Source organism: Aeromonas sp. 25-248 (genome assembly GCF_053005425.1).
This window is the reverse complement of record NZ_JBRKTB010000001.1, coordinates 511,173-536,670: the sequence shown is the minus strand read 5'-3', so window position 1 is coordinate 536,670 and position 25,498 is coordinate 511,173. Positions and strand designations below refer to the sequence as shown.

Annotated in this window: 26 protein-coding genes and 1 riboswitch; of the genes, 20 read left to right on the top strand and 6 right to left on the bottom strand. The window is 63.3% G+C overall.

All coding sequences use genetic code 11. From position 1 onward, the window contains the following. Nucleotides 1-123: 123 nt before the first annotated feature. From ACVDHI_RS02495 to ACVDHI_RS02435, 13 genes are all read left to right on the top strand, one after another. Nucleotides 124-939, top strand: a complete 816-nt coding sequence (locus ACVDHI_RS02495; protein ID WP_447211648.1) for a M48 family metallopeptidase — start codon at nucleotides 124-126, stop codon at nucleotides 937-939. After that, nucleotides 927-1,433 (top strand): GNAT family N-acetyltransferase, encoded by a 507-nt coding sequence (locus ACVDHI_RS02490; RefSeq protein WP_039039287.1) that lies wholly within the window; start codon nucleotides 927-929, stop codon nucleotides 1,431-1,433. The genes ACVDHI_RS02495 and ACVDHI_RS02490 overlap by 13 nt, the downstream gene beginning before the upstream one ends. A gap of 109 nt (nucleotides 1,434-1,542) precedes the next feature. Then, complete coding sequence (locus ACVDHI_RS02485) at nucleotides 1,543-2,445, top strand: ROK family protein (protein ID WP_041214715.1); 903 nt, start codon at nucleotides 1,543-1,545, stop codon at nucleotides 2,443-2,445. Nucleotides 2,446-2,486: 41 nt separating this feature from the next. After that, nucleotides 2,487-3,212, top strand: coding sequence for a copper homeostasis protein CutC (locus tag ACVDHI_RS02480; RefSeq protein WP_151028551.1), 726 nt, complete (start codon nucleotides 2,487-2,489; stop codon nucleotides 3,210-3,212). After that, complete coding sequence (locus ACVDHI_RS02475) at nucleotides 3,212-3,340, top strand: hypothetical protein (RefSeq protein ID WP_372587721.1); 129 nt, start codon at nucleotides 3,212-3,214, stop codon at nucleotides 3,338-3,340. The genes ACVDHI_RS02480 and ACVDHI_RS02475 overlap by 1 nt, the downstream gene beginning before the upstream one ends. 191 nt (nucleotides 3,341-3,531) lie before the next feature. Next, nucleotides 3,532-4,143 (top strand): FKBP-type peptidyl-prolyl cis-trans isomerase, encoded by a 612-nt coding sequence (locus ACVDHI_RS02470; RefSeq protein WP_010673478.1) that lies wholly within the window; start codon nucleotides 3,532-3,534, stop codon nucleotides 4,141-4,143. A gap of 136 nt (nucleotides 4,144-4,279) precedes the next feature. Continuing rightward, nucleotides 4,280-5,161 carry an ABC transporter ATP-binding protein gene (locus tag ACVDHI_RS02465; protein ID WP_324018219.1) on the top strand — a complete coding sequence of 294 codons (882 nt, stop codon included), beginning with the start codon at nucleotides 4,280-4,282 and terminating at the stop codon, nucleotides 5,159-5,161. Nucleotides 5,162-5,240: 79 nt separating this feature from the next. Beyond that, on the top strand, nucleotides 5,241-6,254 hold the full coding sequence (locus ACVDHI_RS02460; protein WP_042015022.1) for an ABC transporter permease: 1,014 nt from the start codon (nucleotides 5,241-5,243) through the stop codon (nucleotides 6,252-6,254). Beyond that, on the top strand, nucleotides 6,239-6,550 hold the full coding sequence (locus tag ACVDHI_RS02455; protein ID WP_029313965.1) for a DUF2845 domain-containing protein: 312 nt from the start codon (nucleotides 6,239-6,241) through the stop codon (nucleotides 6,548-6,550). The genes ACVDHI_RS02460 and ACVDHI_RS02455 overlap by 16 nt, the downstream gene beginning before the upstream one ends. Before the next feature lie 460 nt (nucleotides 6,551-7,010). Next, a complete protein-coding gene (locus tag ACVDHI_RS02450) occupies nucleotides 7,011-8,030 on the top strand; it encodes an amino acid ABC transporter substrate-binding protein (RefSeq protein ID WP_010673482.1) in 1,020 nt (339 codons plus the stop codon). Nucleotides 8,031-8,092: 62 nt separating this feature from the next. After that, entirely contained in the window at nucleotides 8,093-9,280 is a 1,188-nt protein-coding gene (locus tag ACVDHI_RS02445; protein ID WP_232091575.1) for an amino acid ABC transporter permease, read from the top strand. Between the two features lie 9 nt (nucleotides 9,281-9,289). Continuing rightward, nucleotides 9,290-10,384, top strand: coding sequence for an amino acid ABC transporter permease (locus ACVDHI_RS02440; RefSeq protein ID WP_010673484.1), 1,095 nt, complete (start codon nucleotides 9,290-9,292; stop codon nucleotides 10,382-10,384). A gap of 13 nt (nucleotides 10,385-10,397) precedes the next feature. Beyond that, the gene (locus tag ACVDHI_RS02435; RefSeq protein WP_010673485.1) at nucleotides 10,398-11,141 is read left to right on the top strand and encodes an amino acid ABC transporter ATP-binding protein; all 744 of its coding nucleotides are present in this window, start codon (nucleotides 10,398-10,400) and stop codon (nucleotides 11,139-11,141) included. Nucleotides 11,142-11,236: 95 nt separating this feature from the next. On the opposite strand, the gene ACVDHI_RS02430 is transcribed toward ACVDHI_RS02435, so the two are convergent. Further along, entirely contained in the window at nucleotides 11,237-11,452 is a 216-nt protein-coding gene (locus tag ACVDHI_RS02430; RefSeq protein WP_201925631.1) for a DUF1107 family protein, read from the bottom strand. A gap of 177 nt (nucleotides 11,453-11,629) precedes the next feature. Between ACVDHI_RS02430 and yfcD the strand changes: the two genes are divergently transcribed. From yfcD to ACVDHI_RS02415, 3 genes are all read left to right on the top strand, one after another. Next, on the top strand, nucleotides 11,630-12,160 hold the full coding sequence (gene yfcD, locus ACVDHI_RS02425) for an NUDIX hydrolase YfcD (RefSeq protein ID WP_080767893.1): 531 nt from the start codon (nucleotides 11,630-11,632) through the stop codon (nucleotides 12,158-12,160). A 112-nt stretch (nucleotides 12,161-12,272) separates the two neighbouring features. After that, complete coding sequence (locus ACVDHI_RS02420; protein WP_041214721.1) at nucleotides 12,273-12,743, top strand: peroxiredoxin; 471 nt, start codon at nucleotides 12,273-12,275, stop codon at nucleotides 12,741-12,743. A gap of 124 nt (nucleotides 12,744-12,867) precedes the next feature. After that, on the top strand, nucleotides 12,868-13,836 hold the full coding sequence (locus tag ACVDHI_RS02415; protein ID WP_447211647.1) for a calcium/sodium antiporter: 969 nt from the start codon (nucleotides 12,868-12,870) through the stop codon (nucleotides 13,834-13,836). A gap of 65 nt (nucleotides 13,837-13,901) precedes the next feature. Here ACVDHI_RS02415 and ACVDHI_RS02410 read toward each other — a convergent pair whose 3' ends face one another. After that, the gene (locus ACVDHI_RS02410; RefSeq protein ID WP_010673490.1) at nucleotides 13,902-15,050 is read right to left on the bottom strand and encodes a type III PLP-dependent enzyme; all 1,149 of its coding nucleotides are present in this window, start codon (nucleotides 15,048-15,050) and stop codon (nucleotides 13,902-13,904) included. A 506-nt stretch (nucleotides 15,051-15,556) separates the two neighbouring features. Beyond that, nucleotides 15,557-15,667: riboswitch (glycine riboswitch) on the top strand. Nucleotides 15,668-15,774: 107 nt separating this feature from the next. On the opposite strand from ACVDHI_RS02410, the gene ACVDHI_RS02405 reads away from it, so the two are divergent. Continuing rightward, a complete protein-coding gene (locus tag ACVDHI_RS02405) occupies nucleotides 15,775-17,151 on the top strand; it encodes an alanine/glycine:cation symporter family protein (RefSeq protein WP_216944513.1) in 1,377 nt (458 codons plus the stop codon). 201 nt (nucleotides 17,152-17,352) lie between these two features. Here ACVDHI_RS02405 and ACVDHI_RS02400 read toward each other — a convergent pair whose 3' ends face one another. Both ACVDHI_RS02400 and ACVDHI_RS02395 read right to left on the bottom strand, forming a co-directional pair. After that, nucleotides 17,353-18,066 (bottom strand): lipoyl protein ligase domain-containing protein, encoded by a 714-nt coding sequence (locus ACVDHI_RS02400; protein ID WP_447211646.1) that lies wholly within the window; start codon nucleotides 18,064-18,066, stop codon nucleotides 17,353-17,355. 100 nt (nucleotides 18,067-18,166) lie between these two features. Next, nucleotides 18,167-19,564: a nucleobase:cation symporter-2 family protein gene (locus tag ACVDHI_RS02395; protein WP_447211645.1), complete on the bottom strand. Its 1,398-nt coding sequence runs from the start codon at nucleotides 19,562-19,564 to the stop codon at nucleotides 18,167-18,169. Nucleotides 19,565-19,807: 243 nt separating this feature from the next. On the opposite strand from ACVDHI_RS02395, the gene ACVDHI_RS02390 reads away from it, so the two are divergent. Next, nucleotides 19,808-20,947 carry a GGDEF domain-containing protein gene (locus ACVDHI_RS02390; protein WP_010673494.1) on the top strand — a complete coding sequence of 380 codons (1,140 nt, stop codon included), beginning with the start codon at nucleotides 19,808-19,810 and terminating at the stop codon, nucleotides 20,945-20,947. Nucleotides 20,948-20,977: 30 nt separating this feature from the next. On the opposite strand, the gene ACVDHI_RS02385 is transcribed toward ACVDHI_RS02390, so the two are convergent. Continuing rightward, nucleotides 20,978-21,226, bottom strand: a complete 249-nt coding sequence (locus tag ACVDHI_RS02385) for a YciN family protein (protein WP_010673495.1) — start codon at nucleotides 21,224-21,226, stop codon at nucleotides 20,978-20,980. 151 nt (nucleotides 21,227-21,377) lie between these two features. Next, entirely contained in the window at nucleotides 21,378-22,757 is a 1,380-nt protein-coding gene (locus ACVDHI_RS02380; RefSeq protein WP_447211644.1) for an MATE family efflux transporter, read from the bottom strand. Nucleotides 22,758-22,877: 120 nt separating this feature from the next. Between ACVDHI_RS02380 and ACVDHI_RS02375 the strand changes: the two genes are divergently transcribed. Together ACVDHI_RS02375 and ACVDHI_RS02370 are read left to right on the top strand one after the other, a co-directional pair. Continuing rightward, entirely contained in the window at nucleotides 22,878-23,735 is an 858-nt protein-coding gene (locus tag ACVDHI_RS02375; protein WP_041213342.1) for a helix-turn-helix transcriptional regulator, read from the top strand. Between the two features lie 55 nt (nucleotides 23,736-23,790). Next, nucleotides 23,791-25,485 carry an NAD-dependent malic enzyme gene (locus tag ACVDHI_RS02370; protein WP_039039301.1) on the top strand — a complete coding sequence of 565 codons (1,695 nt, stop codon included), beginning with the start codon at nucleotides 23,791-23,793 and terminating at the stop codon, nucleotides 25,483-25,485. Nucleotides 25,486-25,498: the final 13 nt, after the last annotated feature.

Below are 25,498 nucleotides of genomic sequence, written 5' to 3'. Positions count from 1 at the left end.
CCATGCGGGCTCGTTTTCATTGGTGCGCCCCAGGATCTTTTTGGTCGCAGGGCGCAGCGCCCGGCTTGCGCCGGGCGGCGGCATTTCCGAGAATAGGGCAACTTCACGGAAAAGGACCCTCTCATGCGCGCATCTTCCCTCTCCAGACTGGCCCTGACGGCCCTGTGCAGCGCCCTGCTGGCCGGTTGCGCCCAGTCACCGACCGGTCGCAACCAGATGCTGCTTTTCTCCCCCCAGCAGATGAACCAGCTGGGCGCCGACTCCTTCACCCAGATGAAGCAGCAGGAGAAGGTAAGCACGGATGCCAGGATGAATGCCTATGTGAGCTGCGTGGCCAAGGCGGTGACCGCCCAGGTGCCTGCCAGCTATGGCATCACCAGCTGGGAGGTAGTGGTGTTCGACTCCAAGGAGATCAACGCCTTCGCCCTGCCCGGCGGCAAGATAGGCGTGTACAGCGGCCTGTTGAAAGTCGCCAAGAATCAGGACCAGCTCGCCACCGTCATCGGTCACGAGCTGACCCACGTGCTGGCCCAACACTCCAACGAGCGTCTCTCCCGGGATCAGCTGACCGGTATCGGGCTGGCGGTGGCGGACGCCGCCATCGGCAGCAGCGACAGCCTCGGGGGCGCTGCCACCATGGCCGCCCTGGGCCTCGGGGTCCAGGTGGGGATAGCCCTGCCTTATGGCAGAACCCAGGAGAGCGAGGCGGACCGGCTCGGTCTCGAGCTGATGGCCCGCGCCGGGTTCAACCCGGCCGAAGCCGTCACCCTGTGGCAGAACATGAGCGCCGCCTCCGGTGGCAAGGCACCGCCCCAGTTGCTCTCCACCCACCCCAGCGGCAAGAGCCGGATCGCCAACCTGCAGGCCCAGCAGGCCGAAGTGCAGCCCCTGTACCAGCAGGCGAAAGCATCAGGACTGGTTCCCCAGTGCAAGGCGTAAGCCTGCGCCTGGCGCGTCCCGCCGATGCCGCCGCCATGACGGTGATGCAGCGGGCGAGTTGGCTGGCGGCCTACGGAGAGGTGCTGGGGGCCGACATGCTGGCCCAGCTGGCGGTGACCGACCACCTGCAGATCTGGCGACATCGGCTCGCCGAGCCCGGCCCCGTTCCCATGCTGGTCTGTCAGGACGACGTGGTCATCGGCCTGCTCTACTGGCAGCCCTCTTTGGAGGAAGGCTTGATGACGGCGCGGATCCGGGCGCTCTACCTTCATCCCGATCATTGGCGTCAGGGTCATGGCAAACGGCTGTGGCAGGCGGTGGCGGTGCAGATGCGCCGGGCCGGTTGCGAGTGCGTCAGGCTCTGGCTGCTGGATGGCAATCACATCGGCGAGGGATTCTACCTGCGCCGCGGCTTCATGTTCGACGGTCAGGAGCGCACCCTGATGAGCCTCGGACAACCTTGCCAACAGCGACAAATGTTCCGTTTGCTTTGAGCTGGCTCCCGTTTTTCGTCCCCGGTCACTTTATTTTTTTTGCGAATTAATACAATGTGCCCAATCTGGACAGACTGAGGTGGCCGGGTCCACCACAAGGGAGTGTGGCATGTACTACGGATTTGACATTGGCGGCACCAAGATAGCGTTCGCTGTGTATGACGGCGCCTTGAATCTCTGTCACGAGGAGCGCATGAGCACTCCCGGCAATGATTACGAAGGGTTGCAGCAGCTGATCCGCGAGCGGGTCGAGGCGGCGGATGCGCGCTTCGGGGTGAAAGGGGTCGTCGGCATCGGGTTTCCGGGGATACTCAATCGCCTCGACGGGAGCATAGTGGCGGCCAACCTGCCCGCCATCCATGGCCGCCATCTGGGGGCGGATCTGGCCGAGCTGCTGGGCCGACCGGTCAAGGTCGACAATGACGCCAACTGTTTCCTCTGGTCGGAAGTGCATCAGGGGGCCGCAGACGGTGCTGGCAGCGCCCTCGGCGTCACCATAGGCACCGGCATCGGCGGCGCCGTCTACCTGGCGGGCAAACTCATCCAGGGGCGCAACTGGCTGGCGGGGGAGATCGGTCACTACCCGCTGCCCGCCACCATCCTGATGAAATACCCGGATTTGCCCCGTCCCCGCTGTGGCTGCGGGCGCCTGGTCTGTTTCGAAACTTATGCGTCGGGCACGGGCCTGGAGCGGCTATACCACCATGTTCATGGGGAACGGGTGAGCGGCCACCAGATCGTCGCCCGTGCCGATGCCCGTGAGGCGGCGGCCCTCTCGACCATCGACTGCTGGCTCGAGATCATCGCCGCCGGCCTCGCCACCGCCATCTCGGTGATTGATCCCGATGTGGTGGTGCTGGGGGGCGGCCTGAGCGCCCTGCCAGCCCTCTATGAGGAGTTGCCCAAACGTCTGCCCGGCCACCTGCTGCCCGGTGTTGCCCTGCCGGCGATCCGCGAGGCCCGCTTCGGTGGAGCCGGCGGTGTGCGCGGTGCAGCCCTGCTCAATCTGTGAGATCGGACAGAGGGTCTGATCTCCCCGAACAAGGAGTCATCATGACCCGTCTTGAAATCTGTATCGACAACCTCGAATCCCTGTTCACCGCCCAGGCGGCCGGCGCCGATCGCATCGAGCTCTGCTCTGCGCTGGGGCTGGGTGGCCTCACTCCCTCCTATGGTTTCATGCAGCAGGTGGCGCGCCACGCCACCATCCCCGTCTACGCCATGATCCGGCCCCGTGCCGGGGATTTCTGTTTTGGCGAGGGGGAGTTCGACATCATGCTGCAGGATATCGCCGCCGCACGTGCCGCCGGCCTGCAAGGGGTGGTGGTCGGTCTGCTGGATGAAGATGGACGGGTACCCGAAGGCAAGCTCCGGCAACTGGTCGAGGCGGCGGGGCCGCTCGGCGTCACCTTCCACCGGGCCATCGATCTCTCCTCCGACTGGCGGCTGGATCTCGAGACGATCGTCGCGGCGGGTTGCGAGCGCATTCTGAGCTCCGGCCATGCGCCGACCGCGCTGGCGGGGCTCGAAACCCTGCAGGCCATGCACCAGGCGCTGGCGGGACGGGCCAGCCTGATGCCGGGGGCCGGGGTCAACGCCGACAACGTGCGCACCATCATCGAATTCACCGGCGTCAATGAAGTGCACATGTCCGGCATGGGCTGGCGCGGCGGCATGGTGCCCCATGGTGTGAACATGGGCACCTCTGACGATGGCCGGGTCAATATCACCGACGGCGCCAAGGTCGCAGCGGTGCGGGCACTGCTGGACAAGGCCTGATGCAGACCGTGCGGCGCCATGGTGCCCCTCTCTGTGACGACAACATGGGCACCTCTAACGACGGCCGGGTCAACATCACCGACGGCGCCAAGGTCGCGGCGGTGAGGGCACTGCTGGACAGGGCCTGATACAGACTGTGCGGCGGCATGGTGCCCTGTTTTGCTCCCTTCTCCCCTTGCGGGAGAAGGGGCGGGGATGAGGGGGCCGATGTGAGGCGTCTCCCACCGGCGGGCAATTGAGGGGCGTCTTGGCAGCACGGTGCAAAAAAGTCTGTTATCATCCCGTCTCTTTTACCATCAGGACCCGGAGCAACCTCTCAATGTCCCAATACGACTCTATCGAACAGAAGGCCAGCTACGGCATCGGCCGCAACATGGGCGACCAACTGGCTCAGCAAGCCTTCGCCGGTCTGGATATCCCGGCCCTGCAACAAGGTCTGGCAGATGCCCTGAACGGTCTGGAGTTCGCGGTCAGCCGTGACGATATCAACGATGCCTTCCAGGTCATCACCGCCCGCATGCAGGAAGAGCAGGAAGCTGCCGCCAAGGCCGCTGCCGCCGAAGGCGAAGCCTTCCTGGCCGACAACGCCAAGCGCGCCGAAGTGAAGACCACCGACTCCGGTCTGCAATATGAAGTCATGGTCGAAGGCAATGGCGCCGTGCCGGTTGCCGGTCAGTCCGTGCGCGTGCACTACCACGGTACATTCACCCACGGTGGCGTGTTCGACAGCTCCGTTGCGCGCGGCCAACCGGCCGAGTTCCCGGTGACCGGCGTGATCGCCGGTTGGGTGGAAGCGCTGCAGATGATGCCGGTTGGCTCCAAGTGGAAGCTCTACATTCCGCAGGATCTGGCCTACGGTGCCCGTGGCGCCGGCTCCATCCCGCCGTACTCCGCTCTGGTATTCGAAGTGGAGCTGCTGGACATCCTGTGATCCGGCTGGTGTGATGCAAACGGCGACCCTGGGGTCGCCGTTTGTTTTTGGGCGCCCAAACGGGCCATGTGCCTTCGGCGGGGATTTGGATATAGTCAGAGCGTCGTCCATTCCGGCCATGTGAGGGAGACACGCCATGGCAGCCATCATCGAGGTCGTCGATCTCGTCAAGCACTTCCCCGGCGTCAAGGCGGTGGACGGGCTCAGCTTTGCCATTCCCGCCGGCAGTTGTTTCGGCCTGCTCGGCCCGAACGGGGCGGGCAAGACCACGACCATCGAGCTGCTGGAGGGGATCCTCACCCCGGACAGCGGCCGGATCCTGTTTCACGGCGCCCCGCGCGGCCCGGATTATCGCTCCCGCATCGGCATCCAGTTCCAGCACACGGCGCTGCAGGATTTCCTGACGGTGCGCGATACCCTGCGTCTGTTCGCCAGCCTCTACCCCAATCCCTTGTCACGGGAGCTGCTCATCGATCTGTGCGCCTTGGGCGAGTTCATCGACAGGGACAGTCGCAAGCTCTCGGGGGGCCAGCGTCAGCGCCTGCTGCTGGCCCTGGCCCTGCTCGGGGATCCCGAACTGCTGTTTCTGGATGAGCCCACCACAGGACTGGATCCCCAGGCGCGCCACCACTTCTGGCAGCGAATAGAGGCGATCAAGGCCCAGGGCAAGACGGTGGTGCTCACCACCCACTACATGGACGAAGCGCAGCAGCTGTGCGATTTGATTGCCATCGTCGATCACGGCCACCTGCTCAGTCTGGATACGCCGGCTGCCTTGCTGGCGCAACACTTCGACGGCGTACTGGTGCGTCTTGGGGGTCACCCGGCCCTGGCTGGGCTCGGCTATCCCCTGCGTCCGGTCGGCGATCAGGTGGAGCTCTGTTGCTCCGACGTGGCGACCCTGCTGCCAGCCTTGCTGGATCTTGGTGTGCCGCTCACCGGCATGCAGGTGCGCTCCCCCAATCTGGAAGATCTCTTCCTGAACCTGACCGGCCACAGCCTGCGGAGCGGCGCATGAGAGGGATGACCGAGTTCTGTCTGACCGTGGCCTCCATACTGCGGTACGCCTTGCCGACATGCAATCCCGGGAGTGGACGATGAAGGGATCCCTCAAGCGCATCGGGGCGCTCTTCTATGCCCGCACCCTCGAGTTCGTGCGCGATCGCGCGGCCCTGGTGTGGAACCTGCTTTTCCCGCTCCTGCTGGTCATCGGCTTCTCCCTCATCTTCTCCGGCCCGCCCAAACCGCTGGTGCAGATCGGGGTGGTGGGGGAACTACCCGCAACCTATGCCCCGCTGCGCGCCGTGCCGCTGCTCAAGATCATCCCCTATGACGAGGCGTCGAGAGGCCAGCTCAAGGTCCGTCATCATCAGCTGGACCTGCTGCTCTCACCCGCCGGGGGGCGTTACTGGATAAACCCGGACGCTCCTCAGGGGGCCATGGCCGAGTATCTGCTGCGCCAGGCGGTGCAGGTGCCCTTGCAAAGAGAGACCCTGAGCGGGCGCGCCATCCGCTACGGCGACTGGCTGCTGCCCGGGGTGATCGGCATGAACCTGATGTTCTCCGGCCTGTTCGGGGTCGGGTTTGTCATCGTGCGTTATCGCAAGAACGGGGTGCTGAAACGGCTGCGAGCCACGCCGCTCGGCGCGCTGGAGTTTCTCTTCGCCCAGTTGCTGTCACGGGTGCTGATCACCCTGGTGGTGAGCCTGCTGGTCTTCTGCGCGGCCTACTGGCTGCTGGATGTGCCCCTCATCGGGTCGGGGTGGCTGCTGCTGGTGATCGCCCTGGCGGGAGGAACGGCCATGGCCTCCCTTGGCCTGCTCATCGCCGCCCGCCTGCAGAACGAGGAGCTGGCGAGCGGTTTGCTCAATCTCATCAGCTTGCCCATGATGTTTTTATCCGGTGTCTGGTTCTCGCTGGAAGGCGCGCCCGCCTGGCTGCAGCAGCTTGCGGCCAGGCTGCCCCTCAGCCAGATCATCGAAGCAGCCCGCGCCGTGATGCTGGAAGGGGCGGGATGGCAGGAGGTGGCAGGCCCTCTGGGCCAGGTCATGGTGTTCGCCCTGGTGTGCATCTCGCTGGGAACCATGCTGTTCAAATGGAGTGCAAAATGAAACCTGTTCTGTGGTTGTTGCTGGTGGCGGCCTTGCCTGTGCAGGCAGGTACCCTGCGTTGCAAGAACGCCTTGCTGACCGAGGGAGACACCACGGCAGAGCTGCTGGTTCGCTGTGGCCAGCCGATGCTCAAGGAAGATCTCACCCGCTTCGAGGAGAACGGCTTCGGGGCGAGAGTGACGGTCAAGTATGCCGAGCGCTGGACATACAACTTCGGCAAGCGGGAATTCATGCAGTTTGTCACCGTCGAAAACGGCGTCATCACCGACATTGCGGATGGTCCACGGGGAGGATGACCTCCTGGTCTTATGAAGCCCAGCCTGCGGGAGATGAGGTCGCCATTTCCCTGCCTTTTAGCTCCTGTTTATTTGCTTTTCCCTGCCTGTTATTGCCATTTTTCCATATGGGGCCATGCTGCCTCACTCTGGTGCTTTTGGTATAAAACCGAATCTGATGAGTCAGTTGTCAGCAGAAATGGCTGCCCCAATGCGGTGCGGCCGATTTATTTTCGAAAAATAATCCTCATGCCAAGAAGGGTTTTAAGCAGCAGGCTATTTGGCAAATAAGGGTCTACTTTTGATTCTGAGAGTGCATATTCCCCCGTTTAGATATTTTGTTCTGTTGCACCATGGTTGGGCCGGATTGCACCGATTGACAGGTTTTTCTGCGGCTGGATAAGCTGCCAAAAAGCAGGGAAACGATGGCATCTCGCTAGATTTTGATGCCTGTTCGAATCAAACCACAGGGAAGAGTGACATGAAGCAGATACACAAGGCAGGTATGGTGATGGCGCTGTCGCTGATGGCAGCCAATGCGTGGGCGGACGGTACGCTGGATGCCGTCAAGAAGAAGGGATTCGTGCAGTGCGGGGTCGGTGACGGCCTGCCCGGGTTCTCCAACCCGGATGCCAAGGGTACCTGGACCGGGCTCGACGTGGACGTGTGCCGCGCCGTGGCCGCCGCGGTACTGGGGGACGCCAGCAAGGTCAAGTATGTCTCCCTCACCGCCAAGGAGCGCTTTACCGCCCTGCAGTCCGGGGAGGTGGACCTGCTCTCGCGCAACACCACCTGGACCCTGACCCGGGATGGGTCGTTGGGCCTCACGTTCGCAGGGGTGAATTATTACGACGGGCAGGGGTTCCTGGTCAAGCAGTCCCTCGGGGTCAAGAGCGCCAAGGAGCTTGACGGTGCCGCCGTCTGTATCCAGTCCGGCACCACCACCGAGCTCAACCTGGCTGACTATTTCCGCGCCAATGGCGGCATGAAGTACACCCCAGTGGTGTTCGATACCTCGGATCAGACCGTCAAGGGCTTCGAAGCTGGCCGCTGTGACGTGCTGACCTCGGATCAGTCCCAGCTCTATGCCCTCAAGATCAAGCTCACCAAGCCAGAGGAAGCCGTGGTGCTGCCGGAGGTCATCTCCAAGGAGCCGCTGGGCCCAGCCGTGCGTCAGGGTGACGATCAGTGGTTCAAGGTGGTGCGCTGGAGCCTCAACGCCATGCTCAATGCCGAGGAGGCCGGGGTCACCTCTGCCAACGTGGACGAGATGCTCAAGTCCACCAACCCTGACATCCGTCGTCTGCTGGGGCTGGAAGAGCCCAAAGGGACTGTGCTGGGGCTGGATGACAAATGGGCCTACAACATCGTCAAACAGGTCGGCAACTACGGTGAATCCTTCGATCGCAACGTCGGTGCCGGCTCCCCCCTCAAGATTGATCGCGGCATCAATGCCCTCTGGAACAAGGGCGGTCTGATGTACGCGCCACCCATCCGCTGAGTCGACAGTCACCGGGGGGCCTGGCCCCCCATGTTATCCCTGGCTTTGTCGGAGTCATCCTCATGGCGTTACACGCATCAAACCATAGGAAAGAACAGGGCCGCTGGTGGTATGACGCCAAGGTGCGGGCGCTGTTCTTCCAGTGCCTGGCCATCGCGGCGGTTATCGGGTTTCTGTTCTACATCGTCAACAATGCCCTGACCAATCTGGCCACCCGTGGCATCACCACAGGCTTTGATTTTCTGGGCAACACGGCCGGTTTCGGCATCTTGCAGAGCCTCATCCCCTACGACGAGACCTATACCTTCGGTCGCACCTTCGTGGTGGGCCTGCTCAACACCCTGCTGGTCTCCGTGCTCGGCATCCTGTTTGCCACCCTGCTCGGGTTCGCACTCGGGGTCGCGCGCCTGTCGCGCAACTGGCTGGTGGCCAAGATAGCGGCCGTCTACATAGAGACGTTTCGCAACATCCCGCTGCTGCTGCAGATCTTCTTCTGGTACTTCTCGGTGCTGCGTACCCTGCCTTCCCCGCGTCAGAGCGTGGATATAGGCGGGCTCGCCTTCCTCAACGTGCGGGGCTTCTATCTGCCCAAGCCCCTGTTCGAAGAGGGATTTGGCTACGTGCTCTGGGCACTGGTGCTGGCGGTGCTGCTGAGCTGGGGGCTGGGCCGCTGGGCTCGCCGCCGTCAGGCCCTGACCGGCAGGATCTTCCCGTTCTGGCGCTGTGTGGCCGCCCTGGTCATTCTGCTCCCGGGGATCACCTTCCTGCTGGCGGGCAGCCCGCTTAGCTGGAGCGTGCCTGCGCTGCAGGGGTTCAACTTCCGGGGGGGGCTGACGGTGCTGCCGGAGCTCGCGGCCCTCTTGCTGGCGCTCACCATCTATACGGCGGCCTTCATCGCCGAGATAGTGCGATCCGGCATCCTGGCCATCAGCAAGGGGCAGACTGAGGCGGCTTCCGCCCTCGGGCTCTCGCCCACCAAGACGCTGCGGCTGGTGATCATTCCCCAGGCCATGCGGGTCATCATTCCTCCCTTGACCAGCCAGTATCTGAACCTTACCAAGAACTCCTCCCTGGCGACCGCCATCGGCTACCCGGATCTGGTCTCGGTGTTCATGGGGACGACTCTCAACCAGACAGGGCAGGCCATCGAGGTCATCGCCATGACCATGGGGGTCTATCTCGTCATCAGTATCACCACCTCGGTGCTGATGAACATCTACAACCGCAGAATGACGTTGGTTGAGCGCTAGGGAGCTGTCATGTTCGTGAATGAATTGCAGGAGGCGCTGCCGCCTCCCAACCACCGTCGGGGGCCGCTCGCCTGGATCAGGCAGAACCTTTTCCCCAACTGGTGGAACGGCCTGCTGACCCTGGTGCTGGCCTATCTGTTGCTGCCACTCATCTGGTCTGCACTGGACTGGGCGCTGTTCTCTGCCACCTGGCAGGGGAGCAGTCGCGAGGCCTGCGTCCAGGGCGGTGCTTGCTGGATCTTCATCGAGAGCCGGCTGGGGCAGTATCTCTATGGCTTCTACCCGGCCGATCAGTACTGGCGCATCAACCTGACCTTCGCCGGTCTGGCGGCGCTGCTGGCCTTGCTCATCTGGCCAAAAACCCCGCGCAAGGGGTGGCTGGCGCTCTTCACCCTGCTGGTGTTCCCTGTCATCGCCTTCTTCCTCATCCATGGGGGAGCGGGGCTGGAGGTGGTGGAAACGAACCGCTGGGGCGGGCTGATGCTCACCTTGGTGCTGGCGGTGGTGGGCATAGTGGTCGCACTGCCGTTCGGCATCCTGCTGGCACTGGGGCGTCGCTCCCACATGCCGGTCATCTCCAGCCTCTGTACCGTCTACATCGAGTTCTGGCGGGCGGTGCCGCTCATTACTGTGCTCTTCATGGCGTCCGTCATGCTGCCACTGTTCATGAGTACCGAGGTGGAGCTCGACAAGCTGCTGCGGGCGCTCATCGGCATCATCCTGTTCCAGGCGGCCTATGTGGCCGAGGTGGTGAGAGGGGGGCTGCAGGCGATCCCCAAGGGGCAATACGAAGCGGGGGATGCCCTCGGGCTCTCCTACTGGAAGGTGATGGGCCTCATCATCATGCCCCAGGCCCTCAAGATCACCATTCCTTCCCTGGTGAACACCTTTATTTCCCTGTTCAAGGACACCAGCCTGGTGCTGATCATCGGGCTGTTCGATCTGCTGGCCATCTCCAAGGTGGCCCTGGCGGATCCGGCCTGGCTGGGGTATTCCACCGAAGCTTATGTCTTTATCGCCATGATCTTCTGGATGTTCTGTTTTGGCATGTCCCGCTACTCCATCTATCTGGAGCGCAAACTCAACACGGGCCACAAGCATTAGGAGTCGTTCTGATATGAAAACGGACGCAGTTGTCGAACTGAAAGAGGTCAACAAGTGGTACGGTGAGTTTCACGTGCTGCGCAACATCAACCTGCAGGTGGGCAGAGGGGAGAAGATCGTCATCTGCGGACCATCGGGGTCGGGCAAGTCCACCATGATCCGCTGCATCAACCGGCTGGAAGAGCACCAGAGCGGAGACATCCTGGTCAAGGGCACGGCCCTGACCTCCGATCTCAAGAACATCGAGACGGTGCGCCGGGAGGTGGGCATGGTGTTCCAGCACTTCAACCTCTTCCCCCATCTGACCGTGCTGGAGAACTGTTGCCTGGCGCCCATCTGGGTCAAGCAGTTGCCGCGCAAGGAGGCCGAGGAGATCGCCATGAACTTCCTGCGCCGGGTGCGGATCCCCGAACAGGCGCTCAAGTATCCGGGGCAGCTCTCCGGTGGCCAGCAGCAGCGGGTCGCCATCGCTCGCAGTCTGTGCATGAATCCCCAGGTCATGCTGTTTGACGAGCCGACGTCTGCGCTGGATCCCGAGATGGTGCGGGAGGTGCTGGATGTGATGGTGGAACTGGCCCACGAGGGGATGACCATGCTCTGTGTCACCCACGAGATGGGGTTTGCCAAGCAGGTGGCGGACAGGGTGATCTTCATGGACCGGGGGCAAATCATCGAAGAGAACGTGCCGGATCAGTTCTTTGACAACCCCCAGTCCGATCGGACCAAGCTCTTCCTCTCCCAGATCCTGCAGCACTGAGGCAGGGCACAACCTTCAGAAAAACAGCCCGCACGCTCGAATGAGCGGCGGGCAAATGTGTACATGGAAGTCGACGACAGACAGAAAGGAGTATGTCAGCCCGGCAACAGGGTGGTGGTACGCAGATCGCGCACGGCCAGGTTGATCTGCCGGGCCAGGCTCAGCGCCTGATGACAGCTCAACGGCTTCACATTGATGATCCCCCCTTGAAACTCAAACCGCCCCAGTGCTTCAACCATGAAACTTCCATGATGGAAGCTCTTGATATAGCGAGCAATTCGACGGGGAGACCACTGCTTGAACACCTTCATGGCAAGAGACCCTGTTGTTTGGACAGGGCACACTATGCCGACGGACCGTGACACTGATGTGACACTTGATAAAGATTTGTATGAATCTGTCTTGTGATCGACTGGCGTGCAGCCCCGGCGTTGAAAAAGTAGTGAGAGTCCGGGTCCGGGGCCCGATATACTGCGGCCATTGCAGACATGACAAAGGTGCCGCACGTGGAGTGGGTGGACATAGTAGACGAGCAGGACAGGGTGATCGGGGTGGCCGAGCGCGCCAGGGTGCGTCAGGAAAACCTGCGTCATCGTGCCAGCTACATCCTGGTGCTGGATGAGGCTGAGCGCATCCTGGTGCAGCGGCGCACCCCGAGCAAGGATTTTTGCCCCGGCATGCTGGATGCCTGCGCCGGTGGCGTGGTGACCACGGGGGAGGCCATGGCCCTTTCCGCCCGGCGGGAGCTGGCCGAGGAGCTGGGGATCCGCGACGTGCCCCTGCAGGATTACGGCACCTTCTATGCCGAAGGGGAGGCGAGCGGCAGCCGCTACCGGGTCTGGGGCGGCTTGTTCAGCTGTCACTATCAGGGGCCGCTGCAACTGCAGGCCGAAGAGGTGAGCGAGGTGCACTGGATGAGCCTGGGCGAGATAGCCGATCGGGCGGACGAGTTCACGCCCGACTCCCTGCTCGCCATCGCCACCTGGCAGGCAAGGCGCCTGCCATCAGGCCAGAAATAGGGGCGACAGGCGTTCGCTCCCCGATCGCTTGGTTGCTGCTCGATGGACCCCTTCGCCTTTTGGTGGAATGGGGTAGACTGGGCCTCTTTGAACCACAGAAGGATGCGTCATCATGATCACGGTAGGTCAATCCCTGCCTGCGGGCGAATTCACCTTCATCACCGCCGAGGGCAAGCAGCAGCGGGATAGCCAAAGCCTGTTTGGCGGCAAGCGGGTGGTGCTGTTTGCGGTGCCCGGCGCCTTTACTCCCACTTGCTCCAACGCTCACCTGCCGGGCTACGTGGTCCTGGCCGATCAGTTCAAGGCCAAGGGGGTGGAACTGTGCTGTCTGTCGGTCAACGACGCCTTCGTGATGAAGGCGTGGCAAGAGGCCCAGAACGCCTCTGCCATCACCATGCTGGCGGACGGTGACGGCAGCTGGACCCGGGCACTGGGTCTGGCCAAGGAGACCGGGGCCTTCGGCGGCGTGCGGGCCCAGCGTTTTGCCCTCATCGCCAACGATGGTGTGGTGGAGCGGCTCTTCGTGGAGGCGCCGGGCAAGTTCGAGGTGTCGGATGCCCAGAGCCTGCTGGCGGCGCTGTGAAAGATTAATCGGTGTTTGATTACACCTTGAAATAGCAAGCGGCCCCGTTACACTGAGGCCGCGTTTGGATGGAGCCAGGCAACTTGCCTGGCTCTCGTGTTTGCCGTGGATGAGATAGAACAATATGACCCTGGCTTTTGTTGCCCTGATTGCCGGACTGGCGTTGCTGGTCTGGAGTGCCGACAAGTTCGTGGACGGCGCCGCCGCCACCGCCCGTTACGCCGGTATGCCGCCGCTGCTGATCGGCATGGTGATCATCGGTTTTGGTACCTCGGCCCCCGAGATGGTGGTCTCCGCGCTGGCGGCCTCCCAGGGCAATCCCGGGCTCGCGCTCGGCAATGCCTATGGCTCCAACATCACCAATATTGCCCTGATCCTGGGTCTGACCGCCCTGATCAGCCCCATCGCCGTCGCCTCCCAGGTGGTGCGCAAGGAGATCCCCATCCTGCTCGGCATCACCCTGCTCTCCGGCGCCCTGCTCATCGACGGCAATCTGGGCCGGATGGATGCCGCCATTCTGGGGGCCGTGTTCGCAGTGCTGATGGGCTGGTCCATCTGGGCCGGCATGAACGGCAAGGGGGATGCGCTGGATACAGATATCGAGGAGGACATCGTCTCCGAGGGCATGTCTCTCAAGAGCGCCATCCTCTGGCTCATCGTCGGCCTGGTGCTGCTGATCGGGGCTTCCCGTCTGCTGGTGTGGGGGGCGGTGACCATCGCCCAGGGCTTTGGCATCAGCGATCTGGTGATTGGCCTGACCATAGTCGCGGTGGGGACCTCCCTGCCGGAGCTGGCATCGTCCCTCATCGCCATTCGCAAGAACGAGCACGATCTGGCCCTTGGCAACGTGCTGGGTTCCAACCTGTTCAACACCCTGGCCGTGGTGGGCATCGCCGCCGGCATCCACCCGCTCGAGGTGGCGCCCGAAGTGCTTTCCCGTGACTGGAGCATCATGATGGGGCTGACCCTGTTGCTGCTGGTGATGTGTCTGGGCCGCAAGGGGCAGGGGCGCATCAACCGGCTGGAGGGGGGCGTGCTGCTCGCCTGCTTCGTCGCCTACACCGGCTGGCTGCTGACGAGCCAGTTCATCTAGTCTGGTGATGAAATGAAAGAGGGGACGCCGCGGCGTCCCCTCTTTTTTGTGCGCGGGGCCTGGTCTCAGGCCACGGCAACCAGCTTCTGCTTCTGGGCGCTGTCCAGGATCAGGATGCTCGCCTTGGGGAAGAAGTTGAAGGTGGACGCGGAGGCCCAGGTGTAGGCCCCCATCACCCGACCCACCACCAGCTCGCCGATCTCGAGATCCGGCAGCATGATGCTGTCGCGGATGACGTCCACGCTGTCGCAGGTGGGGCCGGAGAGCACCGCGTTGTGCAGTTCGCCGTGGGCATAGGGCGTGCTCACCGGGTAGGTGACGTGGTCGTAGAGCTGGCCGTTGTAACTGCCGTAGAGACCGTCATCCAGGTAGTACCAGATCTTGTCGCCGCGGTGGGCCTTGCCCATCACGCTGGAGACCGAGGTCATGGCCGGCGCGCTGATGAAGCGGCCCGGCTCTGCAATCTTCTGCACCGTGGCGGGCAGCTTGGCCAGGGCTTCGCGGATCGGGGCGCAGAAACCGTCGATGTCAAACTCGCCGCCGTCATAGTCCACCGGGAAGCCGCCGCCGATGTCCAGCACCCAGGGCTTGAGTCCGAGCTCCCAGGCCTGCTCCATGATCTCGCGGCAGGCGTCGATGGCCTGCACGTGGCGACGGGCGTGGGGTACCTGGGAGCCGACGTGGAACGACAGCCCCATCACCTTGATCCCCTTGGCCTGGGCCAGTTGCAGCAACGGCAGTGCCTGCTCCGGGGTGCAGCCGAACTTCTTGGAGAGATCGACCTTGGTCTCGGGGTTGGGGAAGCTGACCCGCAGCAGCAGTTTCACTTCATCCTTGTAGGGCAGGAACTTTTCCAGCTCCAGCGGGTTGTCATAGACAAACACGGTGCAGCCGAATTCCAGAGCATAACGGATGTCGCTGTCACGCTTGATGGGATGGGTATGGATGCAGCGTCCCGGGCGAACCCCTTGGCTGCGCACCAGATCCACTTCGCCATTGGTGGCCAGATCGAAACAGGCCCCCTCTTCCTTCAAGACAGAGACCACCGCCTCGTGGGGCAGGGGCTTGAGTGCATAATGCAAGCGCACATCGGGCAGGGCGGCCGCCAGGGCCCGATACTGTTTGCGGACGGCTGCCTTGTCGAGCAGCAGCAGGGGGGAGCCGAATTGTTCAACCAACTGACGGTAATCTTGTGCGACCAGGGTCTCGTTCATTCTCTTTTGATAGTCCTTAGGGGGCGTGATATGCCCAAGCCATAAGCGATTGAACCGGCGACGGCCGGCTCAGGCGAGCGGTCCGGAGGGACCCACCAGGCACATTGCATAACTCCCTTGCAAAGTGCTTAGTTATGCGCGGGATTATCGGCTTATTGAGTTTGTGTGCAAGCATTTTGATTGGATATGTCGGCAAGTTTTTCTGGTCGAGACGAAACAGGCTCTTGATACGGGGAGCGATCAGGGCCGTGATGGGGAGCACCTCCGAAGGGAGCTTGATAAGCTGTTGATAGTTAACGAACTAATAACATCAGGCCTGGGGGTTGCGGCCAGATAAAAAGGGGGCGCCGGGGCCAGGGAGTGCGAGACAGCTCACACTTTTTGGATTACCATGCCCGCTTCCTGATCCAAACTAGTTCGGATGAAGGTAGCAGGAGAGCGATGGGCAACCATCCACCGAAGAAGTGAATCTTTCAGGTACCGGGCAACCGGTGTGGACTGCTACTGGACGATACTCTGGAGAGACCCGTTGAATCGGGCGCCGAAGGAGCAAGGCACCGTGATTGCATCGCAATCTGGCGCCGGAAACTCTCAGGCAAAAGGACAGAGGGGATGGGATGGTTGTACCTGGGCTTGGCCCGCATCCGATCGCCTCTGGCCGATCGCGACACCTATGGGAAGATCATCCTTCTCCTCCTTAATCGTTGTTTTTTAAGGAGGATGCATGTCATCAATTCAATCGGCGCTCGCCGCCATCGATAGCTTTATCTGGGGTCCCCCCCTGCTGATCCTGCTGGTCGGGACCGGTATCTATCTCACCTGGCGATTGGGTCTGCTTCAGATCGTGCGTTTGCCGCTGGCCCTCAAGCTGGTCTTTGGCCGCGATCAGGGGCAGGGCAAGCAGGGGGATGTCTCCAGCTTTGGTGCCCTGTGCACCGCCCTCTCCGCCACCATCGGCACCGGCAACATCGTCGGGGTCGCCACCGCCATCAAGCTCGGCGGCCCGGGCGCCCTGTTCTGGATGTGGATGGCCGCCCTGTTCGGCATGGCCACCAAGTACGCCGAGTGCCTGCTGGCGGTGAAATATCGCCAGCAGGATGCCAATGGCCAGATGGCGGGTGGCCCCATGTACTATCTGGAGAAGGGGCTCGGCTCCAGGCCGCTCGCCAAGCTGTTTGCCCTGTTCGGCATCGGCGTTGCCTTCTTCGGCATCGGTACCTTCCCCCAGGTCAACGCCATCAGTGATGCCATGAGCCTCTCCTTCTCGGTACCCCGTGAAGTGACCGCCGTGGTGCTGACCCTGATCGTGGCGCTGGTGACCCTGGGGGGTATTCAGTCCATCTCCAGCGTGTCGAGCAAGGTGGTGCCCTTCATGGCCATCTTCTACATTGTCGCCTGTGCCGGGGTGCTGGTGAACAATGCAGGCGCCCTGCCCGATGCGGTCATGCTGGTGATCGGAAGCGCCTTCACCGGCCATGCGGCCACCGGCGGTTTCGTCGGCGCCGGCATTATGCTGGCGATCCAGTCCGGGGTGGCGCGCGGGGTCTTCTCCAACGAGTCGGGCCTGGGTTCGGCCCCCATCGCGGCGGCGGCGGCCAAGACCGATTCCTGCGTGGAGCAGGGGCTGGTCTCCATGACCGGCACCTTCATCGACACCCTCATCATCTGTACCATGACCGGCCTGACGCTGGTGGTGACCGGGGTGTGGAGCGGCGATGCAAGCGGTGCGGCCATGACCAGTCTGGCCTTTACCCAGGGGTTGGATGCCCATGTGGGCCAGTATCTGGTGAGCATCGGCCTCCTGTTCTTCGCCTTTACCACCATCCTTGGCTGGAACTACTACGGCGAGCGCTGCACCGAGTACCTGTTCGGGGTGAAGGCGATCAAACCCTACCGCCTCATCTATCTGGTGCTGGTGGCGAGCGGTGCCTTCCTCCATCTGGACCTGATCTGGCTCTTGGCCGACATCGTCAACGGCCTGATGGCGGTGCCCAACCTCATCGGCCTCATCGGCCTGCGCCACGTGGTGATTGCCGAGACCCGCGCCTACTTCAGCCGCGACCGGGATACGGAATCCGAGCCCGAGCCGCAGACGGCCTGATGAGAAGCGGGCCTGCGGGAAGTCCTGTCACCTGGCTCCTGTCCATGGTGTCAACCGGGATCCGGGCTGGGATGGCAAAACCCGGGGCTTGATCCCGGCTCCTCTGACAATATCTGTGCGAAATACGCAAAAGCCACGACGCTCATCGTGGCTTTTTTGCATTTTACGCAATGAATGGCGGCGCTTGTTGCCCCCAGGGGGTCAGGGGGAGGGAATATCTCCGGTGAGCCGCTGCGCCAGCGCCCTGCTCACCCGGCTCACCAGGGCCGCCTCCTCCCCCTGCCAGCCAATGGCGTGGGCCAGGGTGGTGGAGGTGCCCCGAGCAAAGCGCAGCTCGCCCCCGGCCAGTTCGTAGAAGCGGCTCGCCATCAGGGTGCCCTCGTCCACATCCCCCGCCACCAGCAGCATGGCCTGGGCCAGCACGGCGCCGTCGTGATCCCAGCCCGGCGCCAGCCAGCGCTGGGCGGTGCCGGTCACCTTGCGCCCCCCGATCACCAGGTTGTACTGGCCGTCGCAAAACGAGCCGGGCACGAAGTCGTAGCTGCCCGCAAGACCGTATTCCTCCAGCAGGGCGAGCAGGGGCGCCCCCAGCAGCCGGTAGTAGTGGGCCAGATCCGTGGTGGTGCGGGGCAGCATGAGGGAGAGGTTGAGGATGCCGGCGCCGTGGGGCACGGCGGTGCCGCCGCTGTCGCGCACGAACACCGGCCAGCCCTCGGCGGCAAGCTGCTCGCAGGCGGCCTGGCAGCGGGGCAAACGGGTGTCCTTGCGGGTGACGATGAGGCATTGGGGGCCCTGCCAGAGGAGGGCTCTGGGCTCGCCGTCACCGGCGCACTCCCGCAGCCAGCGCAGCTCCTCGGCCAAGATCTGGTCGGGTGTCTGGTGGGCGGGCGGCGGGGGCAGCAGGGTATAAGGCATGAAAGGCATCCTTTGGCAGAGGCTGCCAAGCACAGTACGCGCGGGGGCAAACAAGGTAAAGCCCCGCGTGGCGGGGCTTTGGTGCAAGGATGGCGGGGCCTCAGGCCCGGGGGGCGGCGCGCCTGGGCAGCAGCAGATTGAGCAGGATGGCGGTGAGGCCGCCGGTGGCGACGCCGTAGGAGAGCACGCTCCTGGCCAGCTCCGGCAGGTGTTGCAGCACCTCGGGCACCTGGGCCACTCCGAGACCCATGGCGAGCGACACCGCTAGGATCATCAGGGCGCGGCGGTCCAGCTCCTCCCGGGAGATGATGCGCACCCCGGCGGCGGCGATGGTGCCGAACATGACGATGGTGGCGCCGCCGAGCACGGGTTCAGGTATTTGTTGCACCAGGCTCGCCACCGCCGGGAACAGGCCGAGCAGGGCCAGCATGGCGGCGATGAAGAGGCCGACATGGCGGCTGGCCACCCCGGTCAGCTGGATGACGCCGTTGTTCTGGGCGAAGGTGGACATGGGGAAGGTGGAGAAGACCGCCGCCAGCATGGAGTTGGCGCCATCGGCCAGCACGCCCCCCTTGATCCGCGCCATGTAGACCGGCCCTTCCAGCGGCTCGCCGGAGATGTCGGAGGTGGCGGTCATGTCGCCGATGGCTTCCAGCGCCGTCACCACGAAGATGATGGCGAGCGGCACGAACAGCTGCCAGTCAAAGCCGAGTCCGTAGTGGAGCGGAACAGGGACCATCAGCAGGGGGCCGTCGAAGGTGGGGGCGCTCACTTTGCCCAGCAGCAGTGCCACCGCATAGCCCGCCAGCATGGCGATCATGATGGCGGAGAGGCGCAGCCAGGGGTTGCGACTGCGCTGCATCAGCACGATGAGGCCGAGCACCAGCAGGGAGAGAAAGAGGTTGGTGTGGCTGGCGAAGCTGCCGTCCGCCAGGGCGCCATAGCCGCCCCCCATGCTGATGAGCCCTACCTTGATGAGGGTCAGGCCGATGAGCAATACCACAATGCCGGTCACCAGCGGGGTGATGATCCGTTTGACCAGGTGCAGGAAGCGGCTCATGACGACGATGGTGAGGGCCGCTGCCAGCATGGTGCCGAACAGGGTGCCCAGCAGATCCTCGGTGGGCATGGCCGCCTGCTTGAGGGCGAGGCCGGAGGCGATGATGGGACCGAGGAAGTTGAAACTGGTGCCCTGTACCGAGAGCAGGCCGGAACCGAGGGGGCCGAAACGGCGGGTCTGGATGAAGGAGGCGATGCCGGACATGACCAGGGACATGGAGACGATGTAGCGGGTGTCGTCGGCGGGGAGGCCGAGGGCATTGGCGATGATGAGGGGCGGGGTGATGATGGCGACAAACATGGCGAGCATATGCTGCAGGGCGGCGAACAGGGTCTGGGGCAGGGGGGGGACATCCTCGATGCCGTAGACCAGTTCGCTGTGGGCTCGCCTGGGGGGATGGGCCTCTCGGATGGCGCTTGGGGCGGCAGCCTGTTCCATAAATACCTCGAATGTGTGGGGGGAGGGGAGAAAATTGGGCGCTATTTTAGTGATTGGCATCGCGCTTTCCAGCGCTAATTGAGCGCAAACTCGTTTATTTCCTGATGGGTTGAAACGTTTTCCTGTGGCGATTAAGATCCGCCGGTTTGTGTGAAACCGATCCCTCACAAAGGGGAGGGAGGCTGATGCATCAGGATGGGGACGGTGTAGAATGAGCCCTCGGTTCGAAGATGGAGACTCTGGATGCTGAAGCTGTCGGAGTTCTGGAGTGCCCGCGCCCACTCCGAAGATTTTACCCTGACCCGGATGGGCTTCATGACGGTGCGGCTGCGGCTGCTCACCTGTCTGCTGATGGCGGGGCTCCCGAGCTGGGCCCTGGTGGACTGGCTGACCCTGCCAGCCATCCAGTTCGAGGCGCTGTTCCAGGTCAGGATCTTCTGCCTGCTGGCCCTCTCGCCCCTCATCCCCCTCTCCTATCTCATCCACTTCAAGCGCGAGCGCATGAAGCTGGCGCTCGGTTACCTGATGGCGGTGATGATGCTCTTCTCCCTCATCTGCCTGCACAGCTTTGGCGCGGATCAGGAGATGCAGGCGGGCTACATGGCCTTCCCCTATCTGCTCATCAGTCTGTTCGCCATCTTCCCCATTCCCCTCTCCCTCAGCCTGCAACTGGCGGGGGGCATTCTGGCCACCATGCTGGCGGGCAACTGGTTGCTGGTGGGCCAGCCTCTCTGGAGCGTGCAGACCCTCAACCAGGTCTGGCTGCTGGGGCTCTTTGCCATCGCCAGCGCCTGGGTGCAGTGCGGCCAGCTCAACATGCTGCTGCAACTCTATCGGGAATCCACCACGGACGAGCTGACCGGCATGATGAACCGCCGCCTGCTGATGAAGCAGCTCGAGAAGGCGAGGGCCGCCATGATCCGCAAACAGGCCCCCTTCGCGGTGCTGCTGCTGGATCTGGACCGCTTCAAGCGCATCAACGACACCTTCGGCCATCTGGCGGGGGATGCGGTGCTCAAGGAGGTGGCGGCCACCCTGTCGGAGCAGCTGGAGCCCGGCATGGTGCTCGGGCGTTACGGCGGGGAGGAGTTTGCCATCCTGTTGCCCGGTTGCACGGATCTGGCACAGGCCAAGCGGGTGGCGGAGCGGCTGCGGGTCGCGGTGGAGGCGAGGTTGGTGAAAAGCCCCACCTCCGACGAGCTGCTGGAGGTGACGGTGAGCATCGGTCTGACCCTGGCCCAGCGTGGCGAGGGGGTGGAGGATCTGCTCAACCGGGCGGACGAGTGCCTCTACATGGCCAAGATGGCGGGTCGCAACTGCGTGGTGGCCGAGGCAGGGAAACCCGCGGGCGATGCAGGGCGCACAAAAACGGATGCCGCCTGAGGGCGGCATCCGGTGATGACGGGGCTGGCGTCAGGCCAGGGTGTATTTGCCGGAGAGCTGCTGGGCCAGCAGCTTGAACATGTTGAACACCGCCATGGTCTTGCCGGTCGGGGTGCCGTCCTCTGCCAGGAAGAACTCCCCCTTGAACACCAGAATGTCCCCCTTCTGCTCCACCGAGTCGGCGCGCATGCCGTGGATGAAGTCCTCGTGTTCACGAATGATCTTGTTGGCCATCTCCAGCAGGGCAGTCTCGGTGATCCGCTCTTTTTGTGGTTGCATGCTCGTCTCCTTAAACGACTACTGGGCAGGGGCACAAGGGTCGGCATGGCCGGCGCACCCCGCCTCTGATTGAAGAGGGGGCCAGCATACTGCAAAGCGGGATTTTCTGTCATTGATATGACCCCGCATTTTCCCGCTTTGCGCTCTTCCCTTATCCCAGCACCAGATTGCGCAGCCAGCGGCGCTGGCGAATGCGGCGCTGCACCAGCAGCACCTTGGAGAACTCCTCCAGCAGGACCACGGCCACCACCCAGGAGAGGGGCCAGCCCAGCAGGCTGACCGCCACCCAGGCCAGCGGCAGGCCGATGCACCACATGCCGACGATGTCGATGAAGATGCTGTAGTTGACGTCCCCCCCCGAGCGCAGCACCCCGACGATCCCCACCATGTTGAACACCTTGAGCAGCATGCCCAGACACATGATGGCGAGCACCTGGCCGGCCTCAGTCATCAGCTCGCCCGGCAGGTTGCCGACCCATTGCAGCAGGCTGCCCTGCATCAGCCAGACGGCGGTCCCCACCAGCAGCGCGCCGACGGGGGCCAGCAGCAGGAAGAGCTGGGAGTGTTGCCAGGCCTCGTCATACTCCTCGGCCCCGAGCCGGTGACCGAGCAGGGTGGAGCAGGCCACCGCCAGCCCGAAGAAGAGGGAGATGAGGATGCTCTCCAGCGTGCCGAGGGTGGTCATGATGGCCAGGGCGTCGGTGCCGAGGTGCGCGTAGAGGAAGCCGTAGAGCAGCATGCCGAAGGCCCAGAGCCCGTCGTGCAGCAACAGCGGCAGGGCGATCAGGGTGAAGCGCACCACCTCCTTGCGCCTGAAGGCGGCGAGCCAGTCTTGCTTGCGCGGGATGAGACGGGGCTCGGCACGCCACACATAGGCAAGCAGCAGCGCGGTCTGGAGCAGGCGCGAAAGGGTGGTGCCCCAGGCGGAACCGGCTACTCCCATGGCGTCGGCGCCGAAATGGCCGAAGATGAGGGCATAGTTGAGGATGACGTTGGCGATGATGGCGATGATGCCGATGCGGGTCGGCGCCGCGGCATTGCCCACCGAGCGCAGGGCCGACTCCAGGGGCACCACCACGGCGGTGCAGAGGATGGTGGCGCCGGTGATCATCAGGAACTCGTCGGCCAGCGCGCGCAGCGCGGGCTCCTGGCTGGCAAACCCGAGCACGCTGCCCGGTGAGAGCACATAGACGAGGGCAAAGGGCAGGCTCACCGCCAGGGCGCCCACCAGGGCCAGGGCCAGGGAGCGGCGCACCCCGGCCATCTCGCCACGGCCGAAATATTGTGCCGCCAACACCGAGACCCCGCCCGAGAGCCCCGCTATCACCAGCAGATTGAAGAAGAAGACCCGGTTGCCCAAGCCGACCGCCGCCACAGCCGTGGTGCCGAGCTGGCTCACCATCATGATGTCGATGAGGCCGAGCAGGGAGAACATCATGGATTGCAGCGAAACCGGCAGGGCCAGTCGCCACAGTCGCGTCATGAACTCGCGATCGGTGGTTTGTTTTAAAATCGCTTGCCAATAATTCATTTATGTTAACCGGGTTGGTAAAAATCAGGGTTTGTCGTGGGTATGATAGGGGTGATATCGGGAGGCTTCACTGTGAGCCTCTCTCGGCTTTCTTGTGCAAAACTATCCTGTTGAGGTGCTATGCCATTTATCAGCGAGTGTCTGGAAATCGCCCCGGCCTGCGAAGAGCGGATGCTGGGACGCGAAGGGCTGCCCCTGCTTGGGGAGGCGGGCGTCTTCCTGACCGGCCTCTCGACGATACGGGAGCACTACCTTATCCGCCGCAACCGACCGGAGTTTCACATCCTGATGGTGAGCCATGACGAGGGGGGCGCCCTGCTCACCGATGGCGGGGAGCAGCCCATCCCGGCAGGAGCCCTGGTCTTTCTCCCGGCCGCCGTGCCGGGGGGCCTCAGGCTGGTGGGGGAAGCCTGGCATACCAGCTGGATCCTGCTGGACGACGTGCCGCGCTGGCAGCATCTGCACCGGCTTGGCCATCGCATCTGGCAGGGGGAGGAGGGGGAGCAGCTCTACCACCTGCTCAGCCTGATGCAGGGGGAGGGAATACGTTCGCCACTCCAGCCCCAGCTGCTGAGCCTGCTGCTGGCGCTCTTGGAGCGGACCCTGCAGGGGGAGGTGCGCGGCACGCCGGAGTTGCGGCTACAGGCGCTGTTTCGGCGGGTGGAGGCACGTCTGGACGAGCCCTGGAGCGTGGCCCTGTTGGCCGACCAGATGGCCTGCTCGGTGCCCCATCTGCACCGGCTCTGCCAGCAGGTGTTCGGCATGGGCCCCATGGCCTGGCTCACCGGGCTTCGCATGAACAAGGCGCGCCAGTTGCTGCTCTACACCAACTGGCCGCTGGCCGAGCTGGCGGCCCGGGTCGGATACAGCGACGGCGCCAACTTTGCCAACCGTTTTCGCCGTCTGACGGGTCAGACTCCGGGGGCCTTTCGTCGACTGGGTCGCAAACCTTTCGCAAGGGAGGTGCAAACCCTTTGAAATTGTTGGCTCAAGCCCATAGGATCGACGGGCCACACAGTCAAGGTACAGATCCATGTTTGAAGATAATAATCAGAAACGTCCCCTCTACATTCCCTACGCAGGTCCAGCCCTGCTGGAGACGCCGTTGCTCAACAAGGGCAGCGCCTTCACCAGCGAAGAACGCAGCAGCTTCAATCTGGAGGGTCTGCTGCCCCAGAACATCGAAACCATCGAAGAGCAGGCAGAGCGTGCCTATCGCCAGTTTATGGCGTTTGGCAACGACATGGACAAGCACATCTATTTGCGCAACATCCAGGATACCAACGAAACGTTGTTCTACCGCCTGCTGAACAACCACCTCACCGAAATGCTGCCGGTCATCTACACCCCGACGGTCGGCAAGGCGTGCGAGGAGTTCTCCAACATCTATCGCCGCGCCCGTGGCCTCTTCATCTCCTATCCGGACAAGGACAGGATCGATGACATGCTGCAAAACGCCACCAAGCAGAACGTCAAGGTGATCGTGGTCACCGATGGCGAACGCATCCTGGGCCTCGGGGATCAGGGCATCGGCGGCATGGGCATTCCCATCGGCAAGCTCTCCCTCTACACCGCCTGTGGCGGCATCTCCCCGGCCTACTGCCTGCCGGTGGTGCTGGACGTGGGCACCAACAACCAGCAGCTGCTGAACGACCCCTTCTACATGGGGTGGCGCCATCCGCGCATCTCCGGCGAAGAGTACGACGAGTTCGTCGATGCCTTCATCCAGGCGGTCAAGCGCCGCTGGCCGGACATCCTGCTGCAGTTCGAGGATTTCGCCCAGGGCAATGCCACCCCGCTGCTCAACCGCTACAAGGATGAGCTGTGCTGCTTCAACGATGACATTCAGGGGACCGCCGCGGTGACCCTGGGCAGCCTCATCGCCGCCTGCAAGGCCTCCGGTGCCAAACTCTCCGAGAAGCGGGTCGCCTTCCTCGGGGCGGGCAGTGCCGGGTGTGGCATCGCCGAGCAGATCGTGGCGCAGATGAAGGCCGAAGGGCTGACCGACGCCGAGGCGCGGGGCCGGGTCTTCATGGTGGACCGATTCGGTCTCATCACCGACAAGATCCCCAACCAGCTCGACTTCCAGCGCAAGCTCTCCCAGCCGGTCGAGCGGATCAAGGAGTGGCCGGTGGGGGACAACATCTCCCTGCTGGAGGTGATGGAGCACGGTCGCCCGGACATCCTGATCGGGGTCTCCGGCCAGCCCGGCCTCTTCACCGAAGAGGTGGTCAAGACCATGCACAAACACTGTGCCCGTCCCATCATCTTCCCGCTCTCCAACCCCACTTCCCGGGTGGAAGCCACCCCGGCGGATCTCATTCGCTGGACCGACGGCCAGGTGCTGGTCGCCACCGGCAGCCCGTTCGCACCGGTGGAGTACAAGGGCAAGCGCTACGTCATCGCCCAGTGCAACAACTCCTTCATTTTCCCGGGGATCGGCCTTGGGGTGATCGCCTCCGGTGCCAACCGGGTGACCGATGCCATGCTGATGTCGGCCAGCCGTGCCCTGGCGGATTGTTCACCCCTGGTGAAGGGGGAAGAGGGCTCCTTGCTGCCGGATCTGGCGGACATCCATCAGGTCTCCCGCTACATCGCCAAGATGGTGGCCAAGACCGCCATGTTGCAGGGCAAGGCGGTGCAGACCCCCGATGATGTGATCGATCAGGCCATCGAGGCGAACTTCTGGCGCCCCGAGTACCGCCGCTATCGTCGTACTTCCTTCTGATCCCAAGGGGACA

What these genes read in the sequence shown, in the direction of transcription:
- ACVDHI_RS02495 (WP_447211648.1), top strand. Translation starts at nt 124, where the DNA reads ATGCGCGCATCTTCCCTCTCCAGACTGGCCCTGACGGCCCTGTGCAGC.
- ACVDHI_RS02485 (WP_041214715.1), top strand. Translation starts at nt 1,543, where the DNA reads ATGTACTACGGATTTGACATTGGCGGCACCAAGATAGCGTTCGCTGTG.
- ACVDHI_RS02480 (WP_151028551.1), top strand. Translation starts at nt 2,487, where the DNA reads ATGACCCGTCTTGAAATCTGTATCGACAACCTCGAATCCCTGTTCACC.
- ACVDHI_RS02475 (WP_372587721.1), top strand. Translation starts at nt 3,212, where the DNA reads ATGCAGACCGTGCGGCGCCATGGTGCCCCTCTCTGTGACGACAACATG.
- ACVDHI_RS02470 (WP_010673478.1), top strand. Translation starts at nt 3,532, where the DNA reads ATGTCCCAATACGACTCTATCGAACAGAAGGCCAGCTACGGCATCGGC.
- ACVDHI_RS02465 (WP_324018219.1), top strand. Translation starts at nt 4,280, where the DNA reads ATGGCAGCCATCATCGAGGTCGTCGATCTCGTCAAGCACTTCCCCGGC.
- ACVDHI_RS02460 (WP_042015022.1), top strand. Translation starts at nt 5,241, where the DNA reads ATGAAGGGATCCCTCAAGCGCATCGGGGCGCTCTTCTATGCCCGCACC.
- ACVDHI_RS02455 (WP_029313965.1), top strand. Translation starts at nt 6,239, where the DNA reads ATGGAGTGCAAAATGAAACCTGTTCTGTGGTTGTTGCTGGTGGCGGCC.
- ACVDHI_RS02450 (WP_010673482.1), top strand. Translation starts at nt 7,011, where the DNA reads ATGAAGCAGATACACAAGGCAGGTATGGTGATGGCGCTGTCGCTGATG.
- ACVDHI_RS02445 (WP_232091575.1), top strand. Translation starts at nt 8,093, where the DNA reads ATGGCGTTACACGCATCAAACCATAGGAAAGAACAGGGCCGCTGGTGG.
- ACVDHI_RS02440 (WP_010673484.1), top strand. Translation starts at nt 9,290, where the DNA reads ATGTTCGTGAATGAATTGCAGGAGGCGCTGCCGCCTCCCAACCACCGT.
- ACVDHI_RS02435 (WP_010673485.1), top strand. Translation starts at nt 10,398, where the DNA reads ATGAAAACGGACGCAGTTGTCGAACTGAAAGAGGTCAACAAGTGGTAC.
- ACVDHI_RS02430 (WP_201925631.1), bottom strand. Translation starts at nt 11,452, where the DNA reads ATGAAGGTGTTCAAGCAGTGGTCTCCCCGTCGAATTGCTCGCTATATC.
- yfcD (WP_080767893.1), top strand. Translation starts at nt 11,630, where the DNA reads ATGACAAAGGTGCCGCACGTGGAGTGGGTGGACATAGTAGACGAGCAG.
- ACVDHI_RS02420 (WP_041214721.1), top strand. Translation starts at nt 12,273, where the DNA reads ATGATCACGGTAGGTCAATCCCTGCCTGCGGGCGAATTCACCTTCATC.
- ACVDHI_RS02415 (WP_447211647.1), top strand. Translation starts at nt 12,868, where the DNA reads ATGACCCTGGCTTTTGTTGCCCTGATTGCCGGACTGGCGTTGCTGGTC.
- ACVDHI_RS02410 (WP_010673490.1), bottom strand. Translation starts at nt 15,050, where the DNA reads ATGAACGAGACCCTGGTCGCACAAGATTACCGTCAGTTGGTTGAACAA.
- ACVDHI_RS02405 (WP_216944513.1), top strand. Translation starts at nt 15,775, where the DNA reads ATGTCATCAATTCAATCGGCGCTCGCCGCCATCGATAGCTTTATCTGG.
- ACVDHI_RS02400 (WP_447211646.1), bottom strand. Translation starts at nt 18,066, where the DNA reads ATGCCTTATACCCTGCTGCCCCCGCCGCCCGCCCACCAGACACCCGAC.
- ACVDHI_RS02395 (WP_447211645.1), bottom strand. Translation starts at nt 19,564, where the DNA reads ATGGAACAGGCTGCCGCCCCAAGCGCCATCCGAGAGGCCCATCCCCCC.
- ACVDHI_RS02390 (WP_010673494.1), top strand. Translation starts at nt 19,808, where the DNA reads ATGCTGAAGCTGTCGGAGTTCTGGAGTGCCCGCGCCCACTCCGAAGAT.
- ACVDHI_RS02385 (WP_010673495.1), bottom strand. Translation starts at nt 21,226, where the DNA reads ATGCAACCACAAAAAGAGCGGATCACCGAGACTGCCCTGCTGGAGATG.
- ACVDHI_RS02380 (WP_447211644.1), bottom strand. Translation starts at nt 22,757, where the DNA reads ATGAATTATTGGCAAGCGATTTTAAAACAAACCACCGATCGCGAGTTC.
- ACVDHI_RS02375 (WP_041213342.1), top strand. Translation starts at nt 22,878, where the DNA reads ATGCCATTTATCAGCGAGTGTCTGGAAATCGCCCCGGCCTGCGAAGAG.
- ACVDHI_RS02370 (WP_039039301.1), top strand. Translation starts at nt 23,791, where the DNA reads ATGTTTGAAGATAATAATCAGAAACGTCCCCTCTACATTCCCTACGCA.